This window comes from Pseudomonas sp. W2I6 (assembly GCF_030815935.1).
GTDB lineage: Bacteria > Pseudomonadota > Gammaproteobacteria > Pseudomonadales > Pseudomonadaceae > Aquipseudomonas.
This window is the reverse complement of sequence record NZ_JAUSXJ010000001.1, coordinates 3,918,855-3,942,427: the sequence shown is the minus strand read 5'-3', so window position 1 is coordinate 3,942,427 and position 23,573 is coordinate 3,918,855. Positions and strand designations below refer to the sequence as shown.

Genomic DNA, 23,573 nt, shown 5'->3' with positions numbered 1-23,573 from the left:
ACTTGATACCCGTCAACACCGGGCGTGACGCTTTGCCTCATGCTGTGGGCCAGATTTCACGGCCGACGGAGAACCCCATGAGTGCCCCCGCAACAACAGCTGCTTCATTCAAGTTGCCCCTGGGCCTGGTGGTCGGCGTACTGGTGATGGTCGGCGTGCTGCTGTTGCCGCTGCCGGCCGACTTGCCGGTGGCCGGGCACCGGATGCTGGCGATCCTCGCGTTTGCGGTGGTGGTATGGATCACCGAAGCGGTCTCCTACGAGGCCAGCGCGATCATGATCACCTCATTGATGGCTTTTTTGCTCGGCACTGCGCCGTCGCTGCAAGACCCGACGCACCTGATCGGTTCCAGCCCGGCCATCAGCATGGCGTTGACGGGGTTTTCCAACCCGGCGCTGGCGCTGGTGGCCGGCGCGCTGTTTATCGCCGCAGCCATGACCCATACCGGGCTGGACCGGCGCATCGCGTTGGTCACCCTGACCCGGGTGGGTACCAGCACCCGGGGCATTCTCGTCGGGGCAGTTGCCGTGACCATCCTCTTGAGCCTGGTGGTGCCCAGCGCCACGGCCCGTAGTGCGTGTGTGGTGCCGATCATGATGGGGGTGATTGCCGCGTTTGGCGTGGACAAGCGTTCGAATATTGCGGCCGGGATCATGATCGTCGTGGCCCAGGGTACGAGCATCTGGAACGTCGGTATCCAGACGGCGGCGGCGCAGAACCTGCTGACGGTTGGCTTCATGGACAAGATGCTGGGGCAGCGGGTGTCGTGGATCGACTGGTTGATCGCCGGGGCGCCGTGGGCGCTGATCATGTCGGCGGTGTTGTTGTTTTTGGTGTTGAAGCTGCTGCCGCCGGAGAGTGACAGCATTCCCGGAGGCAAGGAGGCGGTGGCGCAATCGCTGGTGGACATCGGGCCGATGAAGGGGCCGCAGAAGCGCTTGCTGACGGTGTCGGTGTTGCTGTTGTTGGCCTGGGCCACGGAAGGGCGGTTGCACAGCTTTGATACGACCTCGACGACGTATGCCGGGCTGGTGTTCTTGCTGATGCCGGGGATCGGGGTGATGACCTGGAAGGATGTGCAGTCGCGGATTCCGTGGGGCACGGTGATTGTGTTTGGGGTTGGCATCAGCCTGGGTACGGCGTTGCTGACCACCCAGGCGGGGCAGTGGCTGGGGTCGCAGGTGGTGGCGCATACCGGGTTGGACCAGGTGGGGCCGCTGGGGGTGTTTGCGATTCTGGGGGCGTTTTTGATCGTGATTCATTTGGGGTTTGCCAGTGCCACGGCGTTGACCTCGGCGTTGTTGCCGATTTTGATTGCGGTGTTGCAGACGTTGCCCGGGGAGTTCAGTCGGCTGGGGATGACCATGTTGCTGGGGTTTGTGATGAGCTACGGGTTTATCCTGCCCATCAATGCGCCGCAGAATATGGTGTGTTTGGGGACCGGCACGTTTACCGCGCGGCAGTTTGCCAAGGTCGGGATTTTGGTGACGTTGATTGGATATGGGTTGATGTTGGTGTTTGCGGCTACGTATTGGAGTTGGTTGGGGTGGATTTGAGGTGGGGGGCATATCCGTTATTTCGGTAACGGCCGCTTATGGTTCCGCTCTTACAGCGGCCCGCTTCGCACTGCCTGCGTTCGGCCTCGGGCTCATTGGGGCAGTCAGATCAAGGTCAAAAGCAAAAGCACAGCGGCCTACCGGCCGGCTTGAGTGTTAAAAACAGAGGCAAGATCCAGGGCGAAAGCAGAGCTGCTTTTCTGTGGGAGCGGGCTTGCTCGCGAAGAACCTGAGAGCGCCGCGTTCATTCAGGATGCCCGCGTCATCGTTAACGACCTTCGCGAGCAAGCCCGCTCCCACATTTGACCGTGCCCGCTTTAGCTGTTGATTTACAACACTCAAGCCGGCGGGGAGGCCGCTGTGCTCTTGCTTTTGATCTTGATCTTAGGCGCCCCGTTAAACCACGCTGGCCGGAGTGCGGGCACACCGAGCATTAGCGAGGTGCCGAGTGGTGGGGCAAGAGCGTTTTGCTTACTTTTGCGCTGTTAAGAAGTGAGCCGATGTAAGAGCGGAACCATAAGCAGCCGTTACCGCAGCAACGGATATGCACCCCAACCGCCCAAATCCCTCCCAAGATGGCAAGTTGAACTCCACTCAGGTTTACTACTCCCTGAGTAACCGTTCCACCGGCCCCAAACGCCGGTCATCAAGGCCACCGAATGGACAAATACACCCCCCACACCTGGCAGCCCCACGAGCGCCCGAGCCTGCCGGGCTCGCCGTCGACGCCGCTGCATTCCACCCGCAAGCGCTGGGCCTACGCCCTCGTCGGCGTACTCGTGGCAATCACCGGTGGCCTCGGCAACTCGCTGGTGATCGCCAACCTTGTGTACCTCCAGGGCGCCCTGGGCGCGACGACGGCCGAGATGGCCTGGCTCCCCGCCGCCTACGTCATGACCAACGTCTCCATGAACCTGCTGCTGGTAAAATTCCGCCAGCAATTCGGCCTGCGTGCGTTCACCGAAGTGTTCCTGGTGCTCTACGCCCTGGTCACCTTCGGCCACCTGTTCGTCAACGACCTCAGCTCGGCCATCGCTGTACGCGCGGCCCACGGCATGGTCGGCGCCGCCCTCAGTTCCCTGGGCCTGTACTACATGATCCAGGCCTTTCCCGCAAAGTGGCGGATGAAAGCCCTGGTGCTCGGCCTGGGCACCGCGCAATTGGCGTTGCCCCTGGCCCGACTGTTCTCCGAAGACCTGCTGCAAATCGCCGAATGGCGCGGCCTGTACCTGTTCGAACTGGGCATGGCGCTGACCTGCCTGGGCTGTGTGTTCCTGCTCAAGCTGCCACCGGGCGACCGCTTCAAGACCTTCGAAAAACTCGACTTCCTGACCTTCGCCATCCTCGCCACCGGCGTCGCCTTGCTCTGCGCCGTGCTGTCCCTGGGCCGTATCGACTGGTGGCTGGAGGCCCCGTGGATTGGTATCGCCTCGGCCTGTTCACTGGTGCTGATCATGGCCGGCCTGGCCATCGAGCATAACCGCTCCAACCCGTTGCTGATGACCCGCTGGCTGGGCAGCGGGGCGATGATTCGCCTGGCGCTGGCGGTGGTGCTGATCCGCATGGTGCTCTCGGAGCAGTCCACCGGTGCCGTGGGCTTCATGCAGATGCTGAACATGAGCAACGAGCAGATGCGCACGCTGTATTGGGTGATGCTGGCGGGGGCGATTGCCGGCCTGGCCGTGAGCGCGCTGACCATCAACCCCGCGCATTTGCTGATGCCGCTGATCATCTCCCTGGCCTTCATGGCAGTGGGCTCGGTGATGGACAGTTTCTCCAGCAACCTCACGCGTCCGCAAAACATGTACATCAGCCAGTTCCTGCTAGGCTTTGGCGGCACGTTCTTCCTCGGGCCGACCATGGTCCTGGGCACGAAGAACGTACTGACCAACCCCAGGAACCTGGTGAGTTTCTCGGTGCTGTTCGGGATCTGCCAGAACCTCGGCGGCCTGATTGGTGCGGCATTGCTCGGTACGTTCCAGATCGTGCGGGAGAAATTCCATTCCAGCATGATCGTCGAACACCTGACCTTGCTCGACCCGCGTGTGGCGGCGCGTGTTGCCAGCGGCGGCTCGGCCTATGGCGGGGTGATCGCCGACCCCGAGTTGCGCAACCTCATGGGCATTCGCAGCCTGGCCACGGCCGCCACCCGCGAGGCGAATGTGATGGCCTACAACGATGTGTTCATGCTGATCGCGATCATCGCCATACTCACCATGATCTGGATCTTTATCCGCAGCCTCTGGCTGATGAGTACCACTAAAGCTGCCGCCAGTGCAGCGCCTCCCGTTCAACCCAGCGGCGCACTTTCTTCATGACCGAACCGACGACGACCACCACCAACGCCATCGCTTCCACGCCGGAAGGCACCGCGCCGCCGAGCATGCCGGCCACCGAACCGCGCTCCTTGCGGGTGCGCATCATCTCTTCCATGGGCTTTGCCGCGATTGCGATTATCGGCGTGCTGATCGTGCTCTACGCCTGGCAGTTGCCGCCCTTCAGCAGCGCCGTGGAAACCACCGAAAACGCCCTGGTGCGCGGCCAGGTGACGATCATCGGGCCGCAGCTCAGCGGCTACGTGTATGAAGTGCCGGTGACGGACTTCCAGTACGTCAAGGCCGGGGATTTGCTGGTGCGCCTCGATGACCGTATCTACAAGCAGCGCCTTGATCAGGCCCAGGCGCAACTGGCGGTGCAGCAGGCGTCCCTGGCCAATGTGGTGCAGCAACGCAACAGCGCCGAGGCGACCATCAAGCTGCGTCAGGCGGCCTTGATGGACAGCCAGGCCCAGGCCCGCAAAAGCACCGCGGATTTGCGCCGCAATGAGGAGTTGATCAGCGATGGGTCGGTGTCCAAACGCGAGCTGGACGTGACCCGCGCCGCCAATGCGCAAACCATCGCGGCCGTGGCCCAGGCCCAGGCCAACCTGGAAATCGCCCGGCAGGATTTGCAGACAGTGATCGTCAATCGCGGTTCGCTGGAGGCGGCGGTGGCCAGTGCCGATGCGGCAGTGGAGCTGGCGCGTATCGACCTGTCGAACACCCGGATCATCGCCCCGCGTGACGGGCAACTGGGCCAGATTGGCGTGCGCCTCGGGGCCTACGTCAACAGCGGCGCGCAGTTGATGGCGCTGGTGCCGAACCAGCTGTGGGTGATCGCCAACATGAAAGAAACCCAGATGGACAACGTGCAGGTTGGCCAGCCGGTGACCTTTACCGTGGATGCCCTGGACCACCGCAAGTTTCACGGCACGGTGCAGCGCATTTCCCCGGCGACCGGGTCGGAGTTCAGCCTGTTGCAGGCGGATAACGCCACCGGCAACTTCGTGAAGATCGCCCAGCGGGTTCCGGTGCGGATTACCGTGGACCCGGGGCAGGAGCAGAGTGAACGGCTGCGCCCGGGGTTGTCGGTGGTGGTGAGTATCGACACGGCGGGGCGCCTGAAAAACACCCCTCCCTAAGACACAATGGAGATCAAAAATGTGGGAGCGGGCTTGCTCGCGAATGCGGAGTGTCAGTCGCAGATGTGTTGACTGATCCACCGCATTCGCGAGCAAGCCCGCTCCCACATGGGTTTTGTGTTGTTAGAGGGTTTTGTATTGCAGGCTGAAACTGAGTTCTGCCGACTGGCCTTGTTCCAACAGCTTCAACCCTGGCCTGCCCGGCAGGTGATGGGCATTCACTGGATGGCTCACCGGCTCGAAGCAGAAAAAATCCAGCCCCGGCGGGCAATACAGCAGGTAATAGTCGCTGCCGGTGGCCTGGCATTCCAGGGTGTAACCCAGGTCTGGCTGCTGGATGACGCAGTGCCCATCCCACGGGCAAAAACCGTTGTCCACCAGTGTCTCGGGCAACGATTCTGGGTGTTGAAAATCCCACTCGGCGGGTACGGCAGCCAGCCCTGTCGGCAATTTCGCCGCATCACTCATCCATACCTGCGAAGCCTTTGCCTGCAATTGCGTGCCCGGCCTGCGGGGTAGATACGGATGCAATCCCAACCCGTGCCACGTCGCCGTTTCCGCCAGGTGCGTGACGCGCAAGGTGATGCTCAACTTGCCGCCCTTCAACTGAACCCGCTGCTCGGCGCGATACGCAAAGGGTGTGCTGCTGTCCAGTTGCAACACCACTTCGTCTGACGTCTGGCTGACCACCTGCCACACCTGTTGCCAGGCACTGCCATGAATTGGCAGCGGGTCCAGCGGGCTGTTGGGCTCAAGTCCCAACCACCCTGATGGGTTATCAAAGCCACCTTCGGCAACCCGGTTCGACCAGGGCGCCAGCGGGAAGCACGCAAGCTTCCCCGGCAAGCCGCTGGCCAGCGCCTGTCGATCGGTGTGGCGTAGCAACGGCTGGCCGCTGCTGCGTACTGTCCAGTTGACGATACTCCCGCCCAACGCTGGCGCCAGCGTCAGGTGGGTCAGGTTGTCTTCGAGTTCAAGCATCATGAGTGTCAGCAGACCTATTGAATGATGAATGCTTGTGTGGCGAGGGAGCTTGCTCCCGATGGGCTGCGGAGCGGCCCCAAAAAAGCGGGAGCGCTTCGCACTCCAGCGGGAGCAAGCTCCCTCTCCACAGAAAGCTCCCTTGCCACAGCAGCTCCCTCTCCACAATAGCTCCCTCGCTACACGCAGTGTGGGGCTTATAACACCAACCCCGGCAACCACAACGACAACGCCGGAATGTAGGTCACGGCCATCAGCACCAAAAACAGCACGCCATAAAACGGCAGCAACGCCTTCACGGTCTTCTCGATGCTGACTTTGCCCACCGCCGCCCCCACAAACAACACCGCACCCACCGGCGGGGTGATCAGGCCGATCCCCAGGTTCACCAGCATGATCATGCCGAAGTGCACCGGGTCGACGCCAATCCCCAGGATCACCGGCAGCAAAATCGGCGTGAGGATCAAAATCAGCGGCGCCATGTCCATCACCGTGCCCAGCAACAGCAGCATGGCGTTGATGCACATCAGGATCACGTAGCGGTTGTCCGACAGGGTCAGGAACATCGTGGTGATCTTCGCCGGGATCTGCATCAGGGTCATGATGTAGCCGAAGCTGGCGGCGAACGCGATCAGGATCATCACGATGGAGATCGTGCGCACCGTGCGGTGCATCAGCTTGGGCAGCTCGCTCCATTTGTAGTCGCGGTAGATGAACATGGTCACGAAGAACGCCCACAACACCGCAATCGCCGCCGACTCGGTGGCGGTGAAGATGCCCGACAGAATCCCGCCAAGAATGATCACCATGGCCATCAGGCCCCACAGTGCATCGGCGCAGATTTTCAGTGCCTGTTTCAGGGGGATCACTTCGCCTTTGGGGTAGTTGCGCTTTTTCGCGAAGATCAGGCACAGCACCATCAGGCAGGCGCTCATCAGCAGGCCCGGGACCACGCCGGCCATGAACAGCGAGGCGATGGACACGGTGCCGCCCGCCGCCAGGGAGTAGAGCACCGAGTTGTGGCTGGGAGGCGTCAGCAAGGCTTGCACCGAGCCGCTCACGGTGACGGCGGTGGCGAATTCGCGGGGATAGCCCTGGCGTTCCATTTCCGGAATCAGCACCGAACCGACAGACGCCGTATCGGCCACCGACGAGCCGGAGATCGCGCCAAAAAACGTCGAGGCCATGATGTTCACCAGGGACAGGCCGCCGCGCACAAACCCCACCAGCACCCCGGCAAACGCCACCAGCCGGCGCGACATGCCGCCCTCGGCCATGATCGCCCCGGCCAGCACGAAGAACGGAATCGCCATCAGCGAAAACTTGTTCACCCCGCCGGCCACCTGAATCATCAGGGCCTGGAACGGAATGTCGATCCACCACGCGCCGATCAGCGCAGAAAGCCCCAGGGCGTAGGCCACCGGCATGCCAATCAGGATCAGGGCGATAAAGCTGCCCAACAGAATCAATGCGTCCATTCAGGCAGCCCCTTCACTTTCTTCAACCAGGTCGAAGCGCACGACCCGACGGTTGCTCTGGTCACCCAGCAGGAGTTTTTCCAGCACAAAAACCAGGGTCAGCAAGCCACCGATCGGGATCGGCATATAGGTGATGCCCACCCGCAAGGTCGGCATGGCGCTCATGAACTGGTTCCAGGTCGACAGGCACAATTTGCTGCCCCAGATCGTCATGAACAGGCAGATGGTTGCCATCAGCAATTGCGAGACGATGCCGACGATTCGGCGTTGGCCGGGCGGCAGGCGGTCGGTGACCATGGCCACCGACATGTGCGCCCCGGCGCGGTAGCTGGCGGCGGCGCCGACAAAGGTGAACACCAGCATCAGCAGGATGGCGGTGGGCTCCGGCCAGCTGGAGCCGGTGCCGAGCACGTAGCGGGCGAAGATGCCCCAGGGGATGATCAGCGCGACGCCGAGAACGGCGAGGCCGGCGATCCAGATGCAGCTCATGTAAATGCGGTCGTTGATGCGCAGCAGTAAATTCTTCATGGCGTTCACCGTAACCGGGCGCGTCGATGCCGACCGCGCCGGGCCTTATCTATGAGGGGAAGGAGGGTTACTCGACGGCTTCGATGCGCTTGATCAGGTCGGCGTAAGGCGCGCCGTACTTGTCGCGAATCGAAGCGGTGGCCTCATAGAACGGTTTTTTGTCGATGTCGATGAACTCGACGCCAGCAGCCTTGAGCTTGGCTTCACTGCTGGCGGACTTGGCGTCCCACAGCTCGCGCTCCTGGATCTGCGCGGCTTTGGCGGTGTTCTTCACCAGCACCTGTTGCTCGGGGGTGAGCTTGTTCCAGGTGATTTTCGACATCACGATGGGCTCGGGCAGAATCAGGTGGCCGGTCAGGCTGTAGAACTTGGCGTTCTGGTAGTGGTTGTGTTCCAGCAGGGTGGGCGGGTTGTTTTCCGCTCCGTCAATCACGCCGGTCTGCAGGGCGCTGAAGATCTCGCCGGTGTCCATGGCAATGCCGTTGCCGCCCATGGCGTTGATGGTTTCGATGAAGATCGGGTTGCCCTGCACGCGGATCTTCATGCCCTTGAGGTCTTCGATCTTGCGCACCGGTTTCTTGGTGTAGAGGTTGCGCGTGCCGCCGTCCATCCAGGCGAGCGCCACCAGGTTGAATTCGGAGTCGGTGATCTTGGCGAGGATTTCATCGCCGATCTCGCCGTCGATGACCTTGCGCATATGCACCTGGTCGCGGAACACGAACGGCATGTTGAACACGTTCACGTCCGGCACCACCGGGCCGACGATGCCGAGGCTGACCCGGGCCATCTGGATCGCGCCGACCTGGGCCTGTTCCACCACTTCCTTTTCCGAGCCCAGCACGCCGCCGGGGAACATCTTGAAGGTCAGGCCGCCGTTGCTTTCGGCCACCAGGGTTTTACCCAGCTGTTCTTCGGCGACGACGGTGGGGTAGCCGGCGGGGTGGATGTCGGCGAATTTGATTTCCAGCGCGTGGGCGGCACCGGCGAAGACGAAGGTGAAGGGGAGTGCGGCGAGGAGCAAAGTGCGTTTGAAGTCCATGGGGTGTCTCTCCAGTCTTGTTATTGTTTTATTCAAGGCACAGCGATGCAGCTAGAGGATGAAGGTGGGCTCCGGCAATCCGGTGACCCCGGGGTTGAGGGCAAACACGCCGCCGGCCAGCGACTGGGCACTGTGGTCGTCGCGGATCGAGGTGACGAACAGGGTGTCCAGGCGGCTGCCACCGAAGGCGCACATGGTGGGTTTTTTCACCGGCACGGCCAGTGAGCGGTCGAGACGGCCGTCGGGGGTAAAGCGGTGGACCAGCCCGGCATCGTTGGCGCAGATCCAGTAGCAACCTTCGGCATCCACGGCGGCTCCGTCGGGGCGGCCGAGGAACTGGTGCATATCCACAAACAGCCGCTGATTGGACGGCGTGCCGCTGTCGATGTCGTAGTCGAAGGCCCAGACCTGCTGGACCAACGGGTGCGAATCCGAGAGGTACATCGTGCGCCCGTCCGGGCTGAAGGCCAGGCCGTTGGGGGTGATGAAACCGTTGAGTGCGGTGTGAACCGCCCGGCCTGTTTCGTAGCGGTACAGTGCACCGTCGGCCGCATTCTCGGCCATGTTCAGCACCATGCTGCCGGCCCAGAACCGGCCCTGGCGATCACAGCGGCCATCGTTCAGGCGCATGTCCGGGCGGGCGTGCTCGACGCTGGCCAGGGGCGCAGTGTCGAGCCTGCCATCGTTGTGGGGCGTCAGCCGGAAAAACCCGGTTTGCATGCCCGCAACCCAATCGCCCGCCGAGGTGCGGGCGATGCAGGCGAGCATCTGCGGAGCTTTCCAGGCCTGCGCCTGGCCGCTGGTGGCGTTCCAGCGTTGCAGTTCGCCTGTGGGAATATCCACCCAGTACAGGGCGTTTTCCCCGGGTACCCACACCGGGCATTCACCCACGGCGTTGCGGGCGTCGACAATCAGTTCTGCTTGCATGGCCACTCATTCCCTTGGGTTGGTCTGTGGTCAGTCACCGAACGGGCCGGCGGCGCAAAACGCGCCACCCTGGTACACCCGCGCCGGGTCGTCGGCAGCGGGCATCGGCTGGGCTTCAACCTGTTTGCGGAATACTTCGGAAGAGTCCCGCGGGGTGAAGCCCAGGTGCGCGGCGAAGCGGTTGTCCCACCACACATCGAGGTTATCCGACATGCCGTAGACCACGGTATGCCCGACATTCGGTGTGTACAGCGAGCGTTCGAGCAGTTGGGTGAGGTCGTCGAAGCTCAGCCAGGTGTGCATCATCCGGCGGTTCTGGGGTTCCGGGAACGAGGAGCCGATGCGGATGCTGACGGTCTCGATGCCATAGCGATCGAAGTAGAAACTGGCCATGTCCTCACCGTAGGATTTGGACAGCCCGTAGTAACTGTCGGGGCGGCGCGGGGAGTGGGCGTCGAGGGCTTCGTCCTGCTTGTAGAAGCCGATCACGTGGTTGGAGCTGGCGAAGATGACGCGCTTGACCCCATGGCGGCGCGCCGCCTCATAGATGTGGAAGATCCCGCAGATGTTCGCGCCCAGCACTTCCTCGAACGAGCGTTCCACCGATACGCCGCCGAAATGCAGGATCGCATCGACGCCTTCCACCAGTTGGTGCACGGCTTGTTTGTCGGAAAGATCGCAAGGCAATACTTCTTCGCTGTCGTCAGCGGCCGGGGCCATGTCGGCGATATCCGACAGGCGCAGTACCTTGGCGTAAGGACGCAGGCGTTCGCGCAAGACTTTGCCCAGGCCACCGGCGGCACCGGTGAGCAGCAAGCGGTTGAACGGGGTAGGGGCGGTTGTGGTGGTCATGGTGATCCCGTTATTGTTGTAGGTTGTCGTATGACTGATCCGAAGTATCCTTAGGGTTTCCTACACTTGTCAACGCACTATTGGTCGAAGTTGATAGAGGCTCATCGCTGTCCTGTGGCGAGGGAGCTTGCTGTGGCAAGAGGGCTTACTGTGGCGAGGGAGCTTGCTCCCGCTGGAGTGCGAAGCGCTCCCAAGATTTTGGGGCCGCTGCGCAGCCCAGCGGGAGCAAGCTCCCTCGCCACAGCAATCTACCTCCCCACAGCAATCTCTCCCCACAGCAATCTCCCCCGCCACAAAAGCCTTTCCGGTTGTTTGTAAACCGCTATAACAACGACAGCGGGTAACTGATGAATATCCGGTTTTCATCAAACTCGTTGGTACTGAAATCCCGGCGCATCGTTGCGTTGCGCCAGCGCACATTCAGGTCCCGCAGTGGACCGCTTTGTACCGTGTAGGCCAGCTCCGACTCACGGCCCCACTCCTTGCCATTGGTGATCGCCCCGGTGTGCACGTTATCGCCACTGATGTAGCGGTTCATCATGGTCAACCCGGGAATGCCCAGTACCACGAAGTTGAAGTCGTGCCGCACCTGCCAGGACTTTTCCTTGGCGTTGTCGTAGCTGGCGTTGTAGCTGTCGTTGGCCAGGGTGCCGCCGCTGGTGCCGTTGACCCGCATCCAGGCGCTTTCGCCGCTGAGTTTCTGCAGGCCGATATAGAAGCTGTTGCCTTTGTATTTGGCCGAGAGCAGGGCGAACGCGGTTTTGTTGTCGAGGTCGCCGGCCAGGGCCTTGCCGTCTTCCTTGCCGGTGAAGAACCCGAGGTTGGCGCCCAGGGTCCAGTCGCCCACGGGCTGGCTGTGGGTCAGGTTGAAATACTGTTGCTGGTAGATGTCACTGAGTTCGGCATACCACACGCCAACCTGGGTGCGCTTGTCGTTGAAGGTGTATTCGCCGCCGCCGAAGTTGAAGCGGTCCGAGGTGAATGCGGCTTTACCGTTGAGAAACATGTCATCCATGCTCGCGTCGTTGCGCGGGCTGTTGCCGCGAAACTGGCCGCCATACAAGGTCAGGCCGGCGATTTCCCTGGACGTTACCTGGCCGCCGCGGAACGTTTGCGGCAGTGAGCGGCCGTCATCCGAGCGCAGGATCGGCAGTACCGGCATCCATTCGCCGACTTTCAATTCGGTGTTCGACAGCTTGGTTTTCAGCGCCACGCCCAGGCGCCCGAAGTTATCGGCAGGGCGGCCATCGCTGCGGGTCGGCAGCAGTTGGGTGCCGGCGGTACCTTTGCCGCCGTCGAGTTTCTGCGAGTACAGGCCCAGCACGTCCAGGCCGAAACCGACGGTGCCTTGGGTGAAGCCGGACCTGGCATCGAGAATGAAGTTTTGCGTCCACTCCTCGGCCTTGCCCTGGGGGTAGGCGGGGTTGGTGAAGTTGCGGTTGAAGTAGGCGTTGCGCAGGTTGAGCGTGGCGGTGGCGTCATCGATGAAGCCTTCTGCCGAGGCGGTGGCGGGGAGGGTAAAGGCCAGGCTGCTCAAACCGATGGCGGCAAAACGGGTGGTGCCGGAGAACTGGCGGACGTGTTGGCTCACAGTGACGCTCCCTTGTCTTTTTGTTGTTTTTATTTTTTGTTATACGTTGTCGTACAACATTGAGGGCGATATTTGCGAGGTTTCAGGGGGTTGTCAATCGAAAGTTATACGATGACTCCCTGCGTGAAGGGAGTCAGTGGGGAAGGAGTTATCCCGCTGCAACCATGGGCGGCAGGGTGCCAAGCAGCGAAACGGCGGCTACCGCTGAAACACCTAGTAACCATTCAATCATCACGCTGGCCTTCAAGGCAGGCAGCCGCTGCTCACAGTTGTGAATCCGCAGGCGGTTCAGCAGCGCCAGGGCGAGCATGCCGAACACCAGCAGCACCTTGATCAACAGGATCAGGGCGAACCCTGTGAACAAGGGCGTCGGCCAGAACTGCCCGGTGAGCACCCGCACGTTGATCAATCCGGTCACCAGCAGCCCTGTCACCAGGCCATAACCGATGCCACTGAAGCGCTTGAGGATCGGTTCCAACGGATAGCGGGGCGACTGCCTGAGGATCAACACCAGAAGGAGCAGGCCGCCCAGCCAGGCACCGACACACACCAGGTGCACCACCTGATTGAGGATCAGCAGCTGTCCGGCCATGCCATTGAGCATGGCGCCATGGCCCACCGGTGCCAGTGTCGCCAGCAGCAATGCACAGAGCGGCAGGCGCAACGCCTTCCACGGCGTCATCAGGCCCAGCACCAGCAGCACGTTCAGTAGCAAGTGCCAGGTCCAGACCTGGCCGAAGAAGGTTTTGCCCAGCACCAACTGCACGGTCGACCATTCCAGCACGCCCAGCCCGACACCGGCCATGCTCGCGCTGATCAACAGCAGCCACGCCACCCCCGACACCAATGCCAGCCACGCCAACCCTTGGGTGATGCGCGACAGTTGGCGGTCCAGCACCGGTTGCGGTCCCGCGCCCAGCAGCCAGGGCCTGAACACACAGGCCCCGAACATCAACAGCACGACGATGAAATGCAGGAAACGGCACAGCACCAGCAGGGTGGCCATGGATTATTGGCCGACCTTGAAGCTGTATTCACCGTTGCTCTTGTGGGTATCCACCGAGACCGCGTTCCACACCACTTTGTAGGTGCCGGCGGCCAAGGGTGCGGCCGGTGTCACCACCAATACTTTCTTGTCGGCGTCCGGGGTTTCCAGGCCCTTGATCGCGACTTCGGTGCCGTCCTTGCTCAGGGATACCTTGGTGAAGGTCGCTTCAACGCCTTCGCTGAACGTCAGGCGCAGGTCCTTGGGCGCGGCGACGCTGCTGTCGGCGGCAGGCTCCGAGCTTTTCAGGTGGGCGTGGGCAAACGCGGCCGAGGCGCCCAGCAGGGAAGCGAGCAGGGCAACGGTGGTGAGGGTCTTCTTGATCAACATTGTTCAATACCTTCAGGTGAGAGTCAGTCGTTCGGTAGTGCCATGTGCAACAAGGGGAAGGGCTTGCCTTCGCCATCGACGGGCGAGCGGCCGGTCTGGATAAAACCATAGTGCAGGTAGAAACCCACGGCCTGTGGATTCTGCTCGTTCACGTCGACCCGCAGGGTGTCGTGGCGGGCGCGGACGAAGTCCAGCAACTGGCGACCGATGCCCTGGCCGCGTCGGTTCGGGTCGATAAACAGCATCTCGACATTATTGCCGCTGGTGCCGACGAAGCCGCCAATGCCTTGGGCATCTTCGTACACCCACACTTCAAGTGCGGGCATCGGCAGGTAGCAGTCGCGTACCAGGGGCAGCAGGCGCTGGATGTCGTCTTCGCTGAGAAAGTCATGGGTGGCGCGCACCGAGCGTTCCCACAGTGCACCCAGCACCGGGTCGTCACACGCGCTTCGCTGTCGAATAGTCATGGGGGATGATCCTTCGAGGGGATGGCGATGCTAACCAATCCGCTATCGACGGGGAAGGTTCTTGTACGAAGTTTCACAGTGGCGTGTCGCCGCGATCTAGAGCGGATGGTAGTCTTGAAGCCATGTTGTTGTCAGGGAGCCCTTATGGGCAATCACAAGATCGGTATTCGTCGGGTCAACGTCGAAAAGATTCTGCTGGCGGCTGAAAAGGTCTTCGCCGAGAAGGGCTATGGCAGCACCGCCATGGCCGACATCGCTGAAGAAGTGCAACTGCCGCGCTCCAACCTGCATTACTACTTCAGTACCAAGAGCGAGCTGTACAGCGCGGTGTTGTTCGACCTGCTCGAGGTGTGGAAGCAGGACGCCCTGTGCTTCGAGATGTTCGACGACCCGCGGGTGGTGCTCAGCAGCTACATCCGCGCCAAGATGCAACATTCCCGCAGCCGGCCTTATGGTTCGAAAGTCTGGGCGAATGAAATCATCCACGGCGCGCCAACCCTGGGGGAGGCGCTGGATGTGAGCCTGTATGACTGGGCCAAGATGAAGGAAGCGAAGATCCGCCAGTGGGTGGAGGACAAGCGGATTTTGCCGGTGGAGCCGTCGAGCCTGCTGTATATGATCTGGGCGTCGACCCAGCACTATGCCGACTTTGACCATCAGGTGAAGATCCTGAATGACCATCAGCCGTTGTCGGACATGCAGTTTGAGCGGGCGGTGCAGACGGTGACGAGTGTGATCCTGCGGGGGATCGGGTTGGAGCCCTAGATCGTTCCCACGCTCCGCGTGAGAGTGCCGCCCTGGACGCTCTGCGTCCGCTCTTAAGGTCGTGACGCGGAGCGTCAACGGATGCATTCCCACGCGGAGCGTGGGAACGATCATTCAGGCTACACCGCCTCGCGGTAGGGGTTCCTCGGATCCTGCGTCCAGTTCAAAAACGGCTTTCCGGTATCCACCGGCACCATCTCGATACAGTCCGCCACCGGGCAGGTGATCTGGCACAGGTTGCACCCCACGCACTCATCATCGATCACCTCGTATTTATGTGTCCCATCCGCCTGCTTCAAGCTGGCAATCGCTTGGTGCGACGTATCTTCACAGGCAATATGGCAACGCCCACAGCCAATACATGCCGCCTGGTCAATTTTGGCGATCACCTGGTAATTGATATCCAGGTACTTCCAATCCGTCGTATTGCCCACCGCCCGCCCGGAAAATTCCTGCAGGCTGCTGTAACCCTGGCTGTCCATCCACCGCGACAGCCCGTCCTTCATTTCTTCGACAATCCGAAACCCATGCAGCATCGCCGCCGTGCACACCTGCACCGCGCCGCAGCCCAGCGCGACGAATTCCGCTGCATCGCGCCAGTTGCCAATCCCGCCAATCCCGCAGATCGGCAAGCCTTGTGTCTGTGGGTCCCGGGCAATCTCCGCCACCATGTTCAGTGCGATGGGTTTCACCGCCGAGCCGCAGTAACCCCCGTGGGTGCTTTGGGTGCCGACCATCGGCAGGGCGACCATGCGCTCCAGGTCGACACTGGTGATGGAGTTGATGGTGTTGATCAGCGACACCGCATCCGCGCCCCCGCGATACGCTGCCCGCGCCGCCACGCGTATGTCGGTGATGTTCGGCGTGAGCTTGACGATCACCGGCAGCGAGCAATAGGTCTTGCACCAGCGCGTCACCTGTTCCACATACTCCGGCACCTGGCCCACCGCCGCGCCCATGCCGCGTTCCGGCATGCCGTGGGGGCAGCCGAAGTTCAGCTCGATGCCGTCACAGCCGGTGGCTTCCACCAGTGGCAGGATGTGCTTCCACGACTCCTCAACACACGGCACCATCAATGACACGATCAGCGCGCGGTCCGGCCAGTCCTTTTTCACCTGGGTGATTTCCCGCAGGTTGATCTCCAGGGAGCGGTCGGTAATCAGCTCGATGTTATTGATGCCGAGCACTTCACGGTTGGCACCAAAGTGCGCCGAGTAGCGCGATGAGACGTTGACCGCTGCCGGGTCTTCGCCGAGGGTTTTCCAGACCACGCCGCCCCAGCCTGCTTCAAAGGCGCGGACCACGTTGTAGGCCTTGTCGGTAGGCGGCGCGGAGGCCAGCCAGAACGGATTGGGGGCTTTGATACCGGCGAATACAATCGAGAGATCGGCCATTACGCAGCCTCCACATTCAGCATGAGTTGGGCGTGCATGGCTTCAGCGGCCAGCTTGCCATGTTGCACGGCCTGGACGGTGAGGTCCTGGCCGAGGCTGACGCAATCGCCGCCGGCGTACACACCGGGGATGCTGGTGCGCAGCTGTTCGTTGACGAAGATCCGATCGCCTTGGCGTTGCAGTTGGTGGGCCAGCGGGTCGTGCAGCGCCTCGTCGTCGAAGCCTTGGCCGATGGCCTTGAAGATCGCGTCGGCGGCCAGTTCGAAGGTCTCGCCGGTGGCTTGCAGGCGGCCATCGACCATGCGGGTGCGGGCGAAACGCATGCCGCGCACATGGCCCTGGTCGTCGAGCAACACTTCTTCGGGCTGGGCCCAGGTCAGCAGGCGTACCTGGTTGGCCTTGGCGATGTCCTGCTCATGGCCGGTGGCGCCCATTTCAGCCAGGCCACGGCGATACACCAGGTTGACGTCACGGGCACCGAGGCGGGCCATTTGCACCGCCATGTCGATGGCCGTGTTGCCGGCGCCGAGCACGATGCAACGGTCGGCCAGGGGCAGTTGACTGAGGTCGTCGGCCTGGCGCAGTTCACGGATGTAGTCGGTGGCGGCGAGCAGGCCGGGGGCGTCTTCGTGTGGCAGGCCGAGCTGTTTGCTGGCAGCCAGGCCAAGGCCGAGGAACACTGCATCGAACTGCTGGTGCAGTTCGCTCAAGGTCAGGTTGTCGCCCAGGCGCTGGCCGTGACGGATCTCGATGCCGCCAATTTGCAGGAGGAAATCCAGTTCCTTTTGCGCGAAGTCATCCACCAGCTTGTACTTGGCGATCCCGTATTCATTCAGGCCGCCGGCTTTTTCCCGGGCTTCGAAAATCACCACGTCATGGCCGTGCAGGGCGCTGCGATGGGCGCAGGACAACCCCGCAGGCCCGGCGCCGACCACCGCGATGCGCTTGCCGGTGGGCGCGGCGCGCTGGAACGGGTGTTCGCTGAAGTGCGCGTTGTCCACCGCGTAACGCTGCAACAGGCCGATCAGCACCGGGGCGCATTCCTCGGCATTGTTGCGCACGCAGGCTTGCTGGCAGAGGATTTCCGTCGGGCAGACCCGGGCGCAACTGCCGCCGAGGATATTCGCCGAGAGAATCTTCTGTGCGGCGCCCTGGACGTTCTCCGTGTGGATATTGCGGATGAACGACGGGATATCGATCTCGCTGGGGCACGCGTTGACGCACGGTGCGTCGTAGCAGTAGAGGCAGCGCGAGGCTTCCAGTTGGGCTTGCCGGGCATTGAGCGGCGGCGCCAGGTCGGTGAAATGCGCGGCGAGGGCCGCCGCATCTTCATGGGGGTGGGGAAGATGGTTCAGGGTCTGGATCACGGTATTGGCCTCACGGTTTTTGAGGTGCTGCCTCTGGTGGGCAGTGGTTTTTTTTGTTGCCTGTACCGGCCTCTTCGCGAGCAAGCCCGCTCCCACATTCGACTGCATTTATCCTGTTGGAATGGGGGCGAATGTGGGAGCGGGCTTGCTCGCGAATGGCGGCCTCAGCGTTTCACAGCAACCGGCCTGGAACGCTCCGCCCGCTTGCTCAACTGCTCAAACACCGGCGGATACGTCGGCCGTTCGATATACCGACCCGCACCCCGTTCGGCGCGCAAATCCCCATCCGCCCAGACCAGCTTGCCCTGGCTGATGGTATGGCTCGGCACGCCGCGCACGGTCTTGCCTTCGAAGATGTTGAAGTCGACTTTCTGGTGGTGAGTCTTCGCGGAAATGGTCCGTGTGCCTTGCGGGTCCCACAGCACTAGGTCAGCATCGGCCCCCACGCGGATCGCTCCTTTGCGTGGATACAGGTTGAAGATCTTCGCCGTGTTGGTAGACGTCAGCGCAACGAATTCCTGCATCGACAAGCGCCCGGTGTTCACGCCCTCATCCCACAACAGCGCCATGCGGTCTTCGATACCGGCAGTGCCATTGGGAATTTTGCTGAAGTCATCCCGCCCGGCGGCTTTTTGCTCGGCGCAGAAGCAGCAATGGTCGGTGGCGGTGGTGTGCAGGTTGCCCGATTGCAAGCCATGCCACAGTGCCTCCTGATGCCCGCGCGGGCGGAAGGGCGGGCTCATCACATAGCCGGCGGCGGTCTGCCAGTCGGGGTGTTGATACACGCTGTCGTCCAGCAGCAGATGCCCGGCCAATACTTCGCCGTACACCGGCTGGCCCTTGCTGCGGGCGTAGGTGATTTCATCCAGCGCTTCCTTGGTGGACACGTGCACCAGGTACAGCGGCGTGCCGATGGTTTCGGCAATCCTGATCGCCCGGCTGGCGGCTTCACCTTCCACCTGCGAAGGCCGCGACAACGGATGCGCTTCAGGCCCGGTAATGCCCTGGGCCATCAGCTTGCGTTGCAGGTGATACACCAGCTCGCCGTTTTCGGCATGCACCGTCGGTACCGCACCCAGTTCCAGGCAGCGTTCGAAGCTCGCCACCAAGGTGTCGTCGGCGGCCATGATTGCGTTCTTGTACGCCATGAAATGCTTGAAGCTGTTGATGCCGTGTTGGCTCACCAGCTCGGCCATTTCCTCGCGGACCTGTTCGCTCCACCACGTAATGGCGACGTGAAAGCCGTAGTCGGACGCCGACTTCTCGGCCCAGCCGCGCCACTGATGGAAGGCTTCCAGCAGGGATTGCTGCGGGTTGGGAATCACGAAGTCGATGATCGACGTGGTGCCGCCCGCCAACCCGGCGGCCGTGCCACTGAAAAAATCTTCACTGGCCACGGTGCCCATGAAGGGCAACTGCATATGGGTATGGGGGTCGATGCCGCCGGGCATCAGGTATTGACCGCTGCCGTCGAGTATCTCGGTGCCGGCGGGAATATCCAGATCAGTGCCAATGGCGCGGATTAGACCGTCTGCGCATAAAACATCGGCTCGGTAACTTTCATCATGGGTAATAACGGTAGCGCCACGGATCAACAGCGACATGTCGAGTTCCTCACAGGCTTGACCGGCTTGTGCCAGTTCTAAGTGTTGTCATGCATCGCGCCGCTGGAAAATTAATTCCTGTCAGCGGTGACAGGAATAGAAACTAGCCCGAGTTTTTCGAATGAGCAAGAATATTTTTTATAAGCTTATATCTTTATTAAGTAATTGAATTTTAACGATAAAAAATCAAAATCACCAAAATGTAGCGGCCTCTCACCATTTTGACGCACTTGACAGGTTCACAATATGAGCAACATTTCCTATTGCAAATCAGACGCTTGAGACATGCCTCTTGACGGGGCCGGTAAATAAAAATAATTGTGTTGCACCAGATTGAGTCCTGAGGGTTCGGACAACTTCTGCGTTAGTTGGCCTGAGTAACGCTGAAAGTAACGAGGGGCTCTTCGGTCGAGACAATAAAGCTGATAAACATCAGCAAGTTATACAAGCGGTGCGGGCAGGTTGACGGTTTACGGCACGGTTATTGAGTGCGGTGGCGGTTGGCCGGGTCCCGGATGTCATGTTGTCAACGAGGTACTCCGGCCATCCCGTGCACGTCACGGGATGAGCAAAAATAATTCGAAAAAACCGTGGAGCGGCCATGCAACAGAACAGATCGCAAGTCATTGAGCGCAACGGCCTGTACGAACTCGACGCCGGCCCCGACGTCCTCGACAGCCCCCGCTACAACCACGACATGGCACCGACCAAGGTGCGCGAACGCACCTGGAACAAGTGGCATATCACCGCGCTGTGGATCGGCATGTCGGTGTGTGTGCCGACCTACACCCTGGGCGGCGTGCTCACCGCGTACTTCGGGTTGTCGGTGGGCGAGGCGCTGATGGCGATCCTGCTGGCCAATATCGTGGTGCTGATCCCGCTGACCCTCAACGCCTTCCCCGGTACCAAGTACGGCATCCCGTTTCCGGTGTTGCTGCGCTCGTCCTTCGGCGTGCTCGGCTCCAACGTGCCGTGCCTGATCCGCGCGTTGGTGGCGTGTGGCTGGTTCGGTATCCAGACGATGTTTGGCGGCCTGGCGATCCACCTGTTCCTGGGGTCGATTTTCGAGGGTTGGAAATCCCTTGGCGGCACCGGTGAAGTGATCGGCTTCATGATCTTCTGGACCCTGAACCTGTGGGTGGTATTGCGTGGCGCCGAGTCGATCAAATGGCTGGAAACCCTGTCGGCACCGCTGCTGGTGGCGGTGGGTATCGGGCTGCTGGTGTGGGCGCTGCCGAATGTGTCGCTGACCGAGCTGATGGCGATCCCGCCCAAACGTCCCGAAGGCGCCAGCCTCACCGGCTACTTCATGGCGGGCCTGACCGCGATGGTGGGTTTCTGGGCCACCTTGTCGTTGAACATTCCCGACTTCAGCCGCTACGCCAAAAGCCAGAAAGACCAGATCCTCGGGCAGATTTTCGGCCTGCCGCTGACCATGTTCCTGTTCGCCGCCCTCGGCGTAATCATGACCGCCGCCTCGGTGAAACTGGTGGGCGTCAGCGTCTCCGACCCGGTCACCCTGATCGGTCATATCCAGAGCCCGGTGTGGGTGGCCGTGGCGATGGCGCTGATCATCATCGCCACCTTGTCCACCAACACCGCGGCGAACATCGTCTCGCCCACCAACGACTTCCAGAACATCGCCCCCAAGCTGATCAACCGCACCACGGCGGTGGTGCTCACCGGCCTGGTGGGCCTGGCGTTGATGGCCCATGAGCTGCTGAAAAAGCTCGGGCTGATCATCTCCGACGTGAGCCTGGAAACCGTCTATTCCAACTGGTTGCTGGGTTACTCAAGCCTCTTGGGGCCGATCGCCGGGATCATGGTGGTGGACTATTTCATCATCAAGAAACAGCAACTGGACCTCGCCGGTTTGTATCGCGATGACGTGTACCCGGCGTGGAACTGGCATGGCTTCCTGGCGTTTGGCGTGCCGGTGGTGCTGACCTTGCTGTCCCTGGGCAGTGATGCGTTCAGCTGGTTCTACAGCTATGGCTGGTTCACCGGCTCGGCGCTCGGTGGCCTATTGTATTACGCCCTCTGCATGAAACGCGGGGCTCGTGTGGTCGCCGTGAAAACACCGCTTTAATCGATGTGGAATGCAATCAAATGTGGGAGCGGGCTTGCTCGCAAATACGGTGTGCCAGTCGCCAGATGTGTTAGCTGAATCACCGCCTTCGCGAGCAAGCCCGCTCCCACATTTTTGATCGCAGTCCTCCAGTGAGAGTCTGGTCAAATTCATAAGAACTACTGCCTGAGGAGATCCCCATGAACGCTGCCATAGACGTTCTGCAATCCACCCATCAGCACATCAACCGCGATCGTCTGTGGCTGTCCCTGATGGAACTCGCCAAGCTCGGCGCCACCCCCAAGGGCGGCGTCTGCCGCCTGGCCCTGACCGACCTCGATCGCCAGGCCCGCGACCTGTTTGTGAAGTGGTGCGAGGAAGCGGGCTGTACCGTGACCATCGATGGCGTCGGTAATATCTTCGCCCGCCGGCCCGGGCGCAATCCCCAGTTGCCGCCGGTGATGACCGGCAGCCATATCGACACCCAGCCCACCGGCGGCAAGTTTGATGGCTGTTTTGGTGTGCTGGCAGGCGTTGAGGTGTTGCGCACCCTCAATGACCTGAAGGTGGAAACCGAAGCGCCGCTGGAAGTGGTGGTGTGGACCAACGAAGAAGGCTCGCGCTTTCCTCCATGCATGATGGGCTCCGGGGTGTTTGCCGAGAAATTCACCCTGGCCGACACGCTGGCCAAGACGGATGCCGACGGCGTGACCGTGGGCGATGCGCTGAATGCCATTGGGTATGCCGGATCACGCCCGGTGAGCGGGCACAAGGTGGGCGCATATTTCGAAGCACATATCGAGCAAGGTCCGATTCTTGAGGATGAAAAGAAAACCATCGGTGTGGTGCTGGGCGCCCTTGGCCAGAAATGGTTCGACCTGAAACTGCGGGGTGTCGAGGCGCATGCGGGGCCGACCCCGATGCACCTGCGCAAGGATGCCCTGGTCGGTGCCGCGGCCGTGGTGGCTGCAGTTAACGCGGCGGCGTTGGGTCATCAGCCTCACGCCTGCGGCACCGTCGGTTGCCTGCAAGCGTATCCGGGCTCACGCAACGTCATTCCTGGCGAAGTGCGCATGACCCTGGACTTCCGCCATCTGGAACCGGCGCGGCTGGATTCGATGATTGCCCAGGTGCGCAAGGTGATCGACGAGACCTGCGCCAAGCACGGCCTCACATTCGAGATGACACCCACCGCTGACTTCCCGCCGCTGTACTTCGACAAAGGCTGCGTGGATGCCGTGCGTGATGCGGCCAATGGGTTGGGGTTGTCGAACATGGATATCGTGAGCGGGGCAGGGCATGACGCGATTTTCGTCGCGGAACTGGGGCCCGCGGGGATGATCTTTGTGCCGTGTGAAGGTGGCATCAGCCATAACGAAATCGAGAACGCGGCGCCGGATGATTTGGCGGCGGGGTTGTGCGGTGTTGCTGAGGGCGATGGTGGCAGCTTCGGTGGCAATCGCCAGCGGCAAGTTGGCTGCCTGAGTACGTCCAGTCACTGCGATAAAATGTGGGAGCGGGCTTGCTCGCGAAGGCGGTGTGTCAGCCAGCATATCCGGTGCTGACCCACCGCCTTCGCGAGCAAGCCCGCTCCCACAGTTGATCACTGTCGTTCTTGAGACAGGTATCAGGCGTCGGGCTTCCAGCCTCCGCCCAGCGCCGTCACCAACCCCACACTCGCCTGCAACTGCCGCGTCTGCACCGCCTGCAACGTGCGCTGCGCCTGCAACGCTGCGGTCTGCGCCGTCACCACATCCAGATAACTCAGAGCCCCCGCCAGATAACTGTTCATCCAGCGCTTTCTGCTGCAAATCCGGCAGTTGCCCCTAGTTATCTTTAACCTTGCGCACGGCGCGTAAAACCTGGCTGAGGTAGTGGGCCGAGGCCTCTTCAAACTCGGCCTTGGCTTGGCACTCAGGCGCCCGCCGTTGAAGATCGGCCGGTTTACCAAGGGCCCCAGAGCCCAGTGGATACTAGTAACTGCAGATAATGGGTTAAATAGTATGAAGGTCACATCCGAGCAGCTTGTGTGAAAGTTCCCTTTTTCATTTTTCCGTTATCGGTGCTACCTGAAGGTGTTAGTTTTTTTTGCAAGCACCTAACCGTTTTGCTAGCTATTTA

18 protein-coding genes and 2 pseudogenes are annotated in these 23,573 nt (G+C 61.4%); 6 read left to right on the top strand and 14 right to left on the bottom strand.

Annotated features, from left to right (window positions below; translation table 11 throughout):
• Positions 1-77: 77 nt before the first annotated feature.
• The 3 genes from QF039_RS18235 (at position 78) to QF039_RS18225 (ending at position 5,016) form a co-directional block, all read left to right on the top strand.
• Positions 78-1,556: a DASS family sodium-coupled anion symporter gene (locus tag QF039_RS18235; protein WP_307519889.1), complete on the top strand. Its 1,479-nt coding sequence runs from the start codon at positions 78-80 to the stop codon at positions 1,554-1,556.
• Positions 1,557-2,215: 659 nt separating this feature from the next.
• Positions 2,216-3,874, top strand: coding sequence for an MFS transporter (locus QF039_RS18230; protein WP_003207803.1), 1,659 nt, complete (start codon positions 2,216-2,218; stop codon positions 3,872-3,874).
• Positions 3,871-5,016, top strand: a complete 1,146-nt coding sequence (locus QF039_RS18225) for an HlyD family secretion protein (RefSeq protein WP_003207807.1) — start codon at positions 3,871-3,873, stop codon at positions 5,014-5,016. Before QF039_RS18230 ends, QF039_RS18225 begins: the two co-directional genes overlap by 4 nt.
• Before the next feature lie 123 nt (positions 5,017-5,139).
• Here the strand turns inward: QF039_RS18225 and QF039_RS18220 are convergent, their stop codons facing one another.
• From QF039_RS18220 to QF039_RS18175, 10 genes are all read right to left on the bottom strand, one after another.
• Positions 5,140-6,000, bottom strand: a complete 861-nt coding sequence (locus QF039_RS18220) for an aldose 1-epimerase (protein ID WP_307519885.1) — start codon at positions 5,998-6,000, stop codon at positions 5,140-5,142.
• A 194-nt stretch (positions 6,001-6,194) separates the two neighbouring features.
• On the bottom strand, positions 6,195-7,475 hold the full coding sequence (locus QF039_RS18215) for a TRAP transporter large permease (protein ID WP_003207810.1): 1,281 nt from the start codon (positions 7,473-7,475) through the stop codon (positions 6,195-6,197).
• Entirely contained in the window at positions 7,476-8,003 is a 528-nt protein-coding gene (locus tag QF039_RS18210) for a TRAP transporter small permease (protein ID WP_003207813.1), read from the bottom strand. It abuts the gene before it with no gap.
• Between the two features lie 67 nt (positions 8,004-8,070).
• The gene (locus tag QF039_RS18205; RefSeq protein WP_003207815.1) at positions 8,071-9,042 is read right to left on the bottom strand and encodes a TRAP transporter substrate-binding protein; all 972 of its coding nucleotides are present in this window, start codon (positions 9,040-9,042) and stop codon (positions 8,071-8,073) included.
• Between the two features lie 51 nt (positions 9,043-9,093).
• The gene (locus QF039_RS18200; protein ID WP_307519881.1) at positions 9,094-9,969 is read right to left on the bottom strand and encodes an SMP-30/gluconolactonase/LRE family protein; all 876 of its coding nucleotides are present in this window, start codon (positions 9,967-9,969) and stop codon (positions 9,094-9,096) included.
• Positions 9,970-9,999: 30 nt separating this feature from the next.
• Positions 10,000-10,821 carry an NAD(P)-dependent oxidoreductase gene (locus QF039_RS18195; RefSeq protein WP_003207819.1) on the bottom strand — a complete coding sequence of 274 codons (822 nt, stop codon included), beginning with the start codon at positions 10,819-10,821 and terminating at the stop codon, positions 10,000-10,002.
• A 322-nt stretch (positions 10,822-11,143) separates the two neighbouring features.
• Positions 11,144-12,412: an OprD family porin gene (locus QF039_RS18190; protein WP_307519878.1), complete on the bottom strand. Its 1,269-nt coding sequence runs from the start codon at positions 12,410-12,412 to the stop codon at positions 11,144-11,146.
• 148 nt (positions 12,413-12,560) lie between these two features.
• The gene (gene copD / locus QF039_RS18185; protein ID WP_307519876.1) at positions 12,561-13,418 is read right to left on the bottom strand and encodes a copper homeostasis membrane protein CopD; all 858 of its coding nucleotides are present in this window, start codon (positions 13,416-13,418) and stop codon (positions 12,561-12,563) included.
• Between the two features lie 3 nt (positions 13,419-13,421).
• Positions 13,422-13,787, bottom strand: a complete 366-nt coding sequence (gene copC / locus QF039_RS18180; RefSeq protein ID WP_003207825.1) for a copper homeostasis periplasmic binding protein CopC — start codon at positions 13,785-13,787, stop codon at positions 13,422-13,424.
• A 23-nt stretch (positions 13,788-13,810) separates the two neighbouring features.
• A complete protein-coding gene (locus QF039_RS18175) occupies positions 13,811-14,254 on the bottom strand; it encodes a GNAT family N-acetyltransferase (protein WP_307519874.1) in 444 nt (147 codons plus the stop codon).
• 144 nt (positions 14,255-14,398) lie between these two features.
• Between QF039_RS18175 and QF039_RS18170 the strand changes: the two genes are divergently transcribed.
• Positions 14,399-15,019: a TetR/AcrR family transcriptional regulator gene (locus QF039_RS18170; protein WP_003207828.1), complete on the top strand. Its 621-nt coding sequence runs from the start codon at positions 14,399-14,401 to the stop codon at positions 15,017-15,019.
• A gap of 119 nt (positions 15,020-15,138) precedes the next feature.
• Here the strand turns inward: QF039_RS18170 and preA are convergent, their stop codons facing one another.
• From preA to hydA, 3 genes are all read right to left on the bottom strand, one after another.
• The gene (preA, locus tag QF039_RS18165) at positions 15,139-16,413 is read right to left on the bottom strand and encodes an NAD-dependent dihydropyrimidine dehydrogenase subunit PreA (RefSeq protein ID WP_003207829.1); all 1,275 of its coding nucleotides are present in this window, start codon (positions 16,411-16,413) and stop codon (positions 15,139-15,141) included.
• A complete protein-coding gene (locus tag QF039_RS18160; RefSeq protein WP_003207831.1) occupies positions 16,413-17,780 on the bottom strand; it encodes an NAD(P)-dependent oxidoreductase in 1,368 nt (455 codons plus the stop codon). The genes preA and QF039_RS18160 overlap by 1 nt, the downstream gene beginning before the upstream one ends.
• Before the next feature lie 164 nt (positions 17,781-17,944).
• On the bottom strand, positions 17,945-19,384 hold the full coding sequence (hydA, locus tag QF039_RS18155; protein ID WP_003207833.1) for a dihydropyrimidinase: 1,440 nt from the start codon (positions 19,382-19,384) through the stop codon (positions 17,945-17,947).
• 601 nt (positions 19,385-19,985) lie between these two features.
• Here hydA and QF039_RS18150 point away from each other — a divergent pair.
• A complete protein-coding gene (locus tag QF039_RS18150; RefSeq protein ID WP_003207834.1) occupies positions 19,986-21,473 on the top strand; it encodes an NCS1 family nucleobase:cation symporter-1 in 1,488 nt (495 codons plus the stop codon).
• A 179-nt stretch (positions 21,474-21,652) separates the two neighbouring features.
• Positions 21,653-22,937 (top strand): annotated as a pseudogene (locus QF039_RS18145) (Zn-dependent hydrolase).
• Between the two features lie 142 nt (positions 22,938-23,079).
• Here the strand turns inward: QF039_RS18145 and QF039_RS18140 are convergent.
• Positions 23,080-23,421: pseudogene (locus QF039_RS18140) on the bottom strand (RND transporter); the annotation flags it as partial.
• Between the last annotated feature and the right edge of the window lie 152 nt (positions 23,422-23,573).

Bases quoted from the DNA above. Each gene is read 5' to 3' on its own strand.
- hydA (WP_003207833.1), bottom strand. From the start codon at position 19,384: ATGTCGCTGTTGATCCGTGGCGCTACCGTTATTACCCATGATGAAAGT.
- QF039_RS18175 (WP_307519874.1), bottom strand. From the start codon at position 14,254: ATGACTATTCGACAGCGAAGCGCGTGTGACGACCCGGTGCTGGGTGCA.
- QF039_RS18150 (WP_003207834.1), top strand. From the start codon at position 19,986: ATGCAACAGAACAGATCGCAAGTCATTGAGCGCAACGGCCTGTACGAA.
- QF039_RS18210 (WP_003207813.1), bottom strand. From the start codon at position 8,003: ATGAAGAATTTACTGCTGCGCATCAACGACCGCATTTACATGAGCTGC.
- QF039_RS18170 (WP_003207828.1), top strand. From the start codon at position 14,399: ATGGGCAATCACAAGATCGGTATTCGTCGGGTCAACGTCGAAAAGATT.
- preA (WP_003207829.1), bottom strand. From the start codon at position 16,413: ATGGCCGATCTCTCGATTGTATTCGCCGGTATCAAAGCCCCCAATCCG.
- QF039_RS18195 (WP_003207819.1), bottom strand. From the start codon at position 10,821: ATGACCACCACAACCGCCCCTACCCCGTTCAACCGCTTGCTGCTCACC.
- QF039_RS18205 (WP_003207815.1), bottom strand. From the start codon at position 9,042: ATGGACTTCAAACGCACTTTGCTCCTCGCCGCACTCCCCTTCACCTTC.
- QF039_RS18220 (WP_307519885.1), bottom strand. From the start codon at position 6,000: ATGATGCTTGAACTCGAAGACAACCTGACCCACCTGACGCTGGCGCCA.
- QF039_RS18235 (WP_307519889.1), top strand. From the start codon at position 78: ATGAGTGCCCCCGCAACAACAGCTGCTTCATTCAAGTTGCCCCTGGGC.
- copD (WP_307519876.1), bottom strand. From the start codon at position 13,418: ATGGCCACCCTGCTGGTGCTGTGCCGTTTCCTGCATTTCATCGTCGTG.
- QF039_RS18225 (WP_003207807.1), top strand. From the start codon at position 3,871: ATGACCGAACCGACGACGACCACCACCAACGCCATCGCTTCCACGCCG.
- copC (WP_003207825.1), bottom strand. From the start codon at position 13,787: ATGTTGATCAAGAAGACCCTCACCACCGTTGCCCTGCTCGCTTCCCTG.
- QF039_RS18230 (WP_003207803.1), top strand. From the start codon at position 2,216: ATGGACAAATACACCCCCCACACCTGGCAGCCCCACGAGCGCCCGAGC.
- QF039_RS18200 (WP_307519881.1), bottom strand. From the start codon at position 9,969: ATGCAAGCAGAACTGATTGTCGACGCCCGCAACGCCGTGGGTGAATGC.
- QF039_RS18215 (WP_003207810.1), bottom strand. From the start codon at position 7,475: ATGGACGCATTGATTCTGTTGGGCAGCTTTATCGCCCTGATCCTGATT.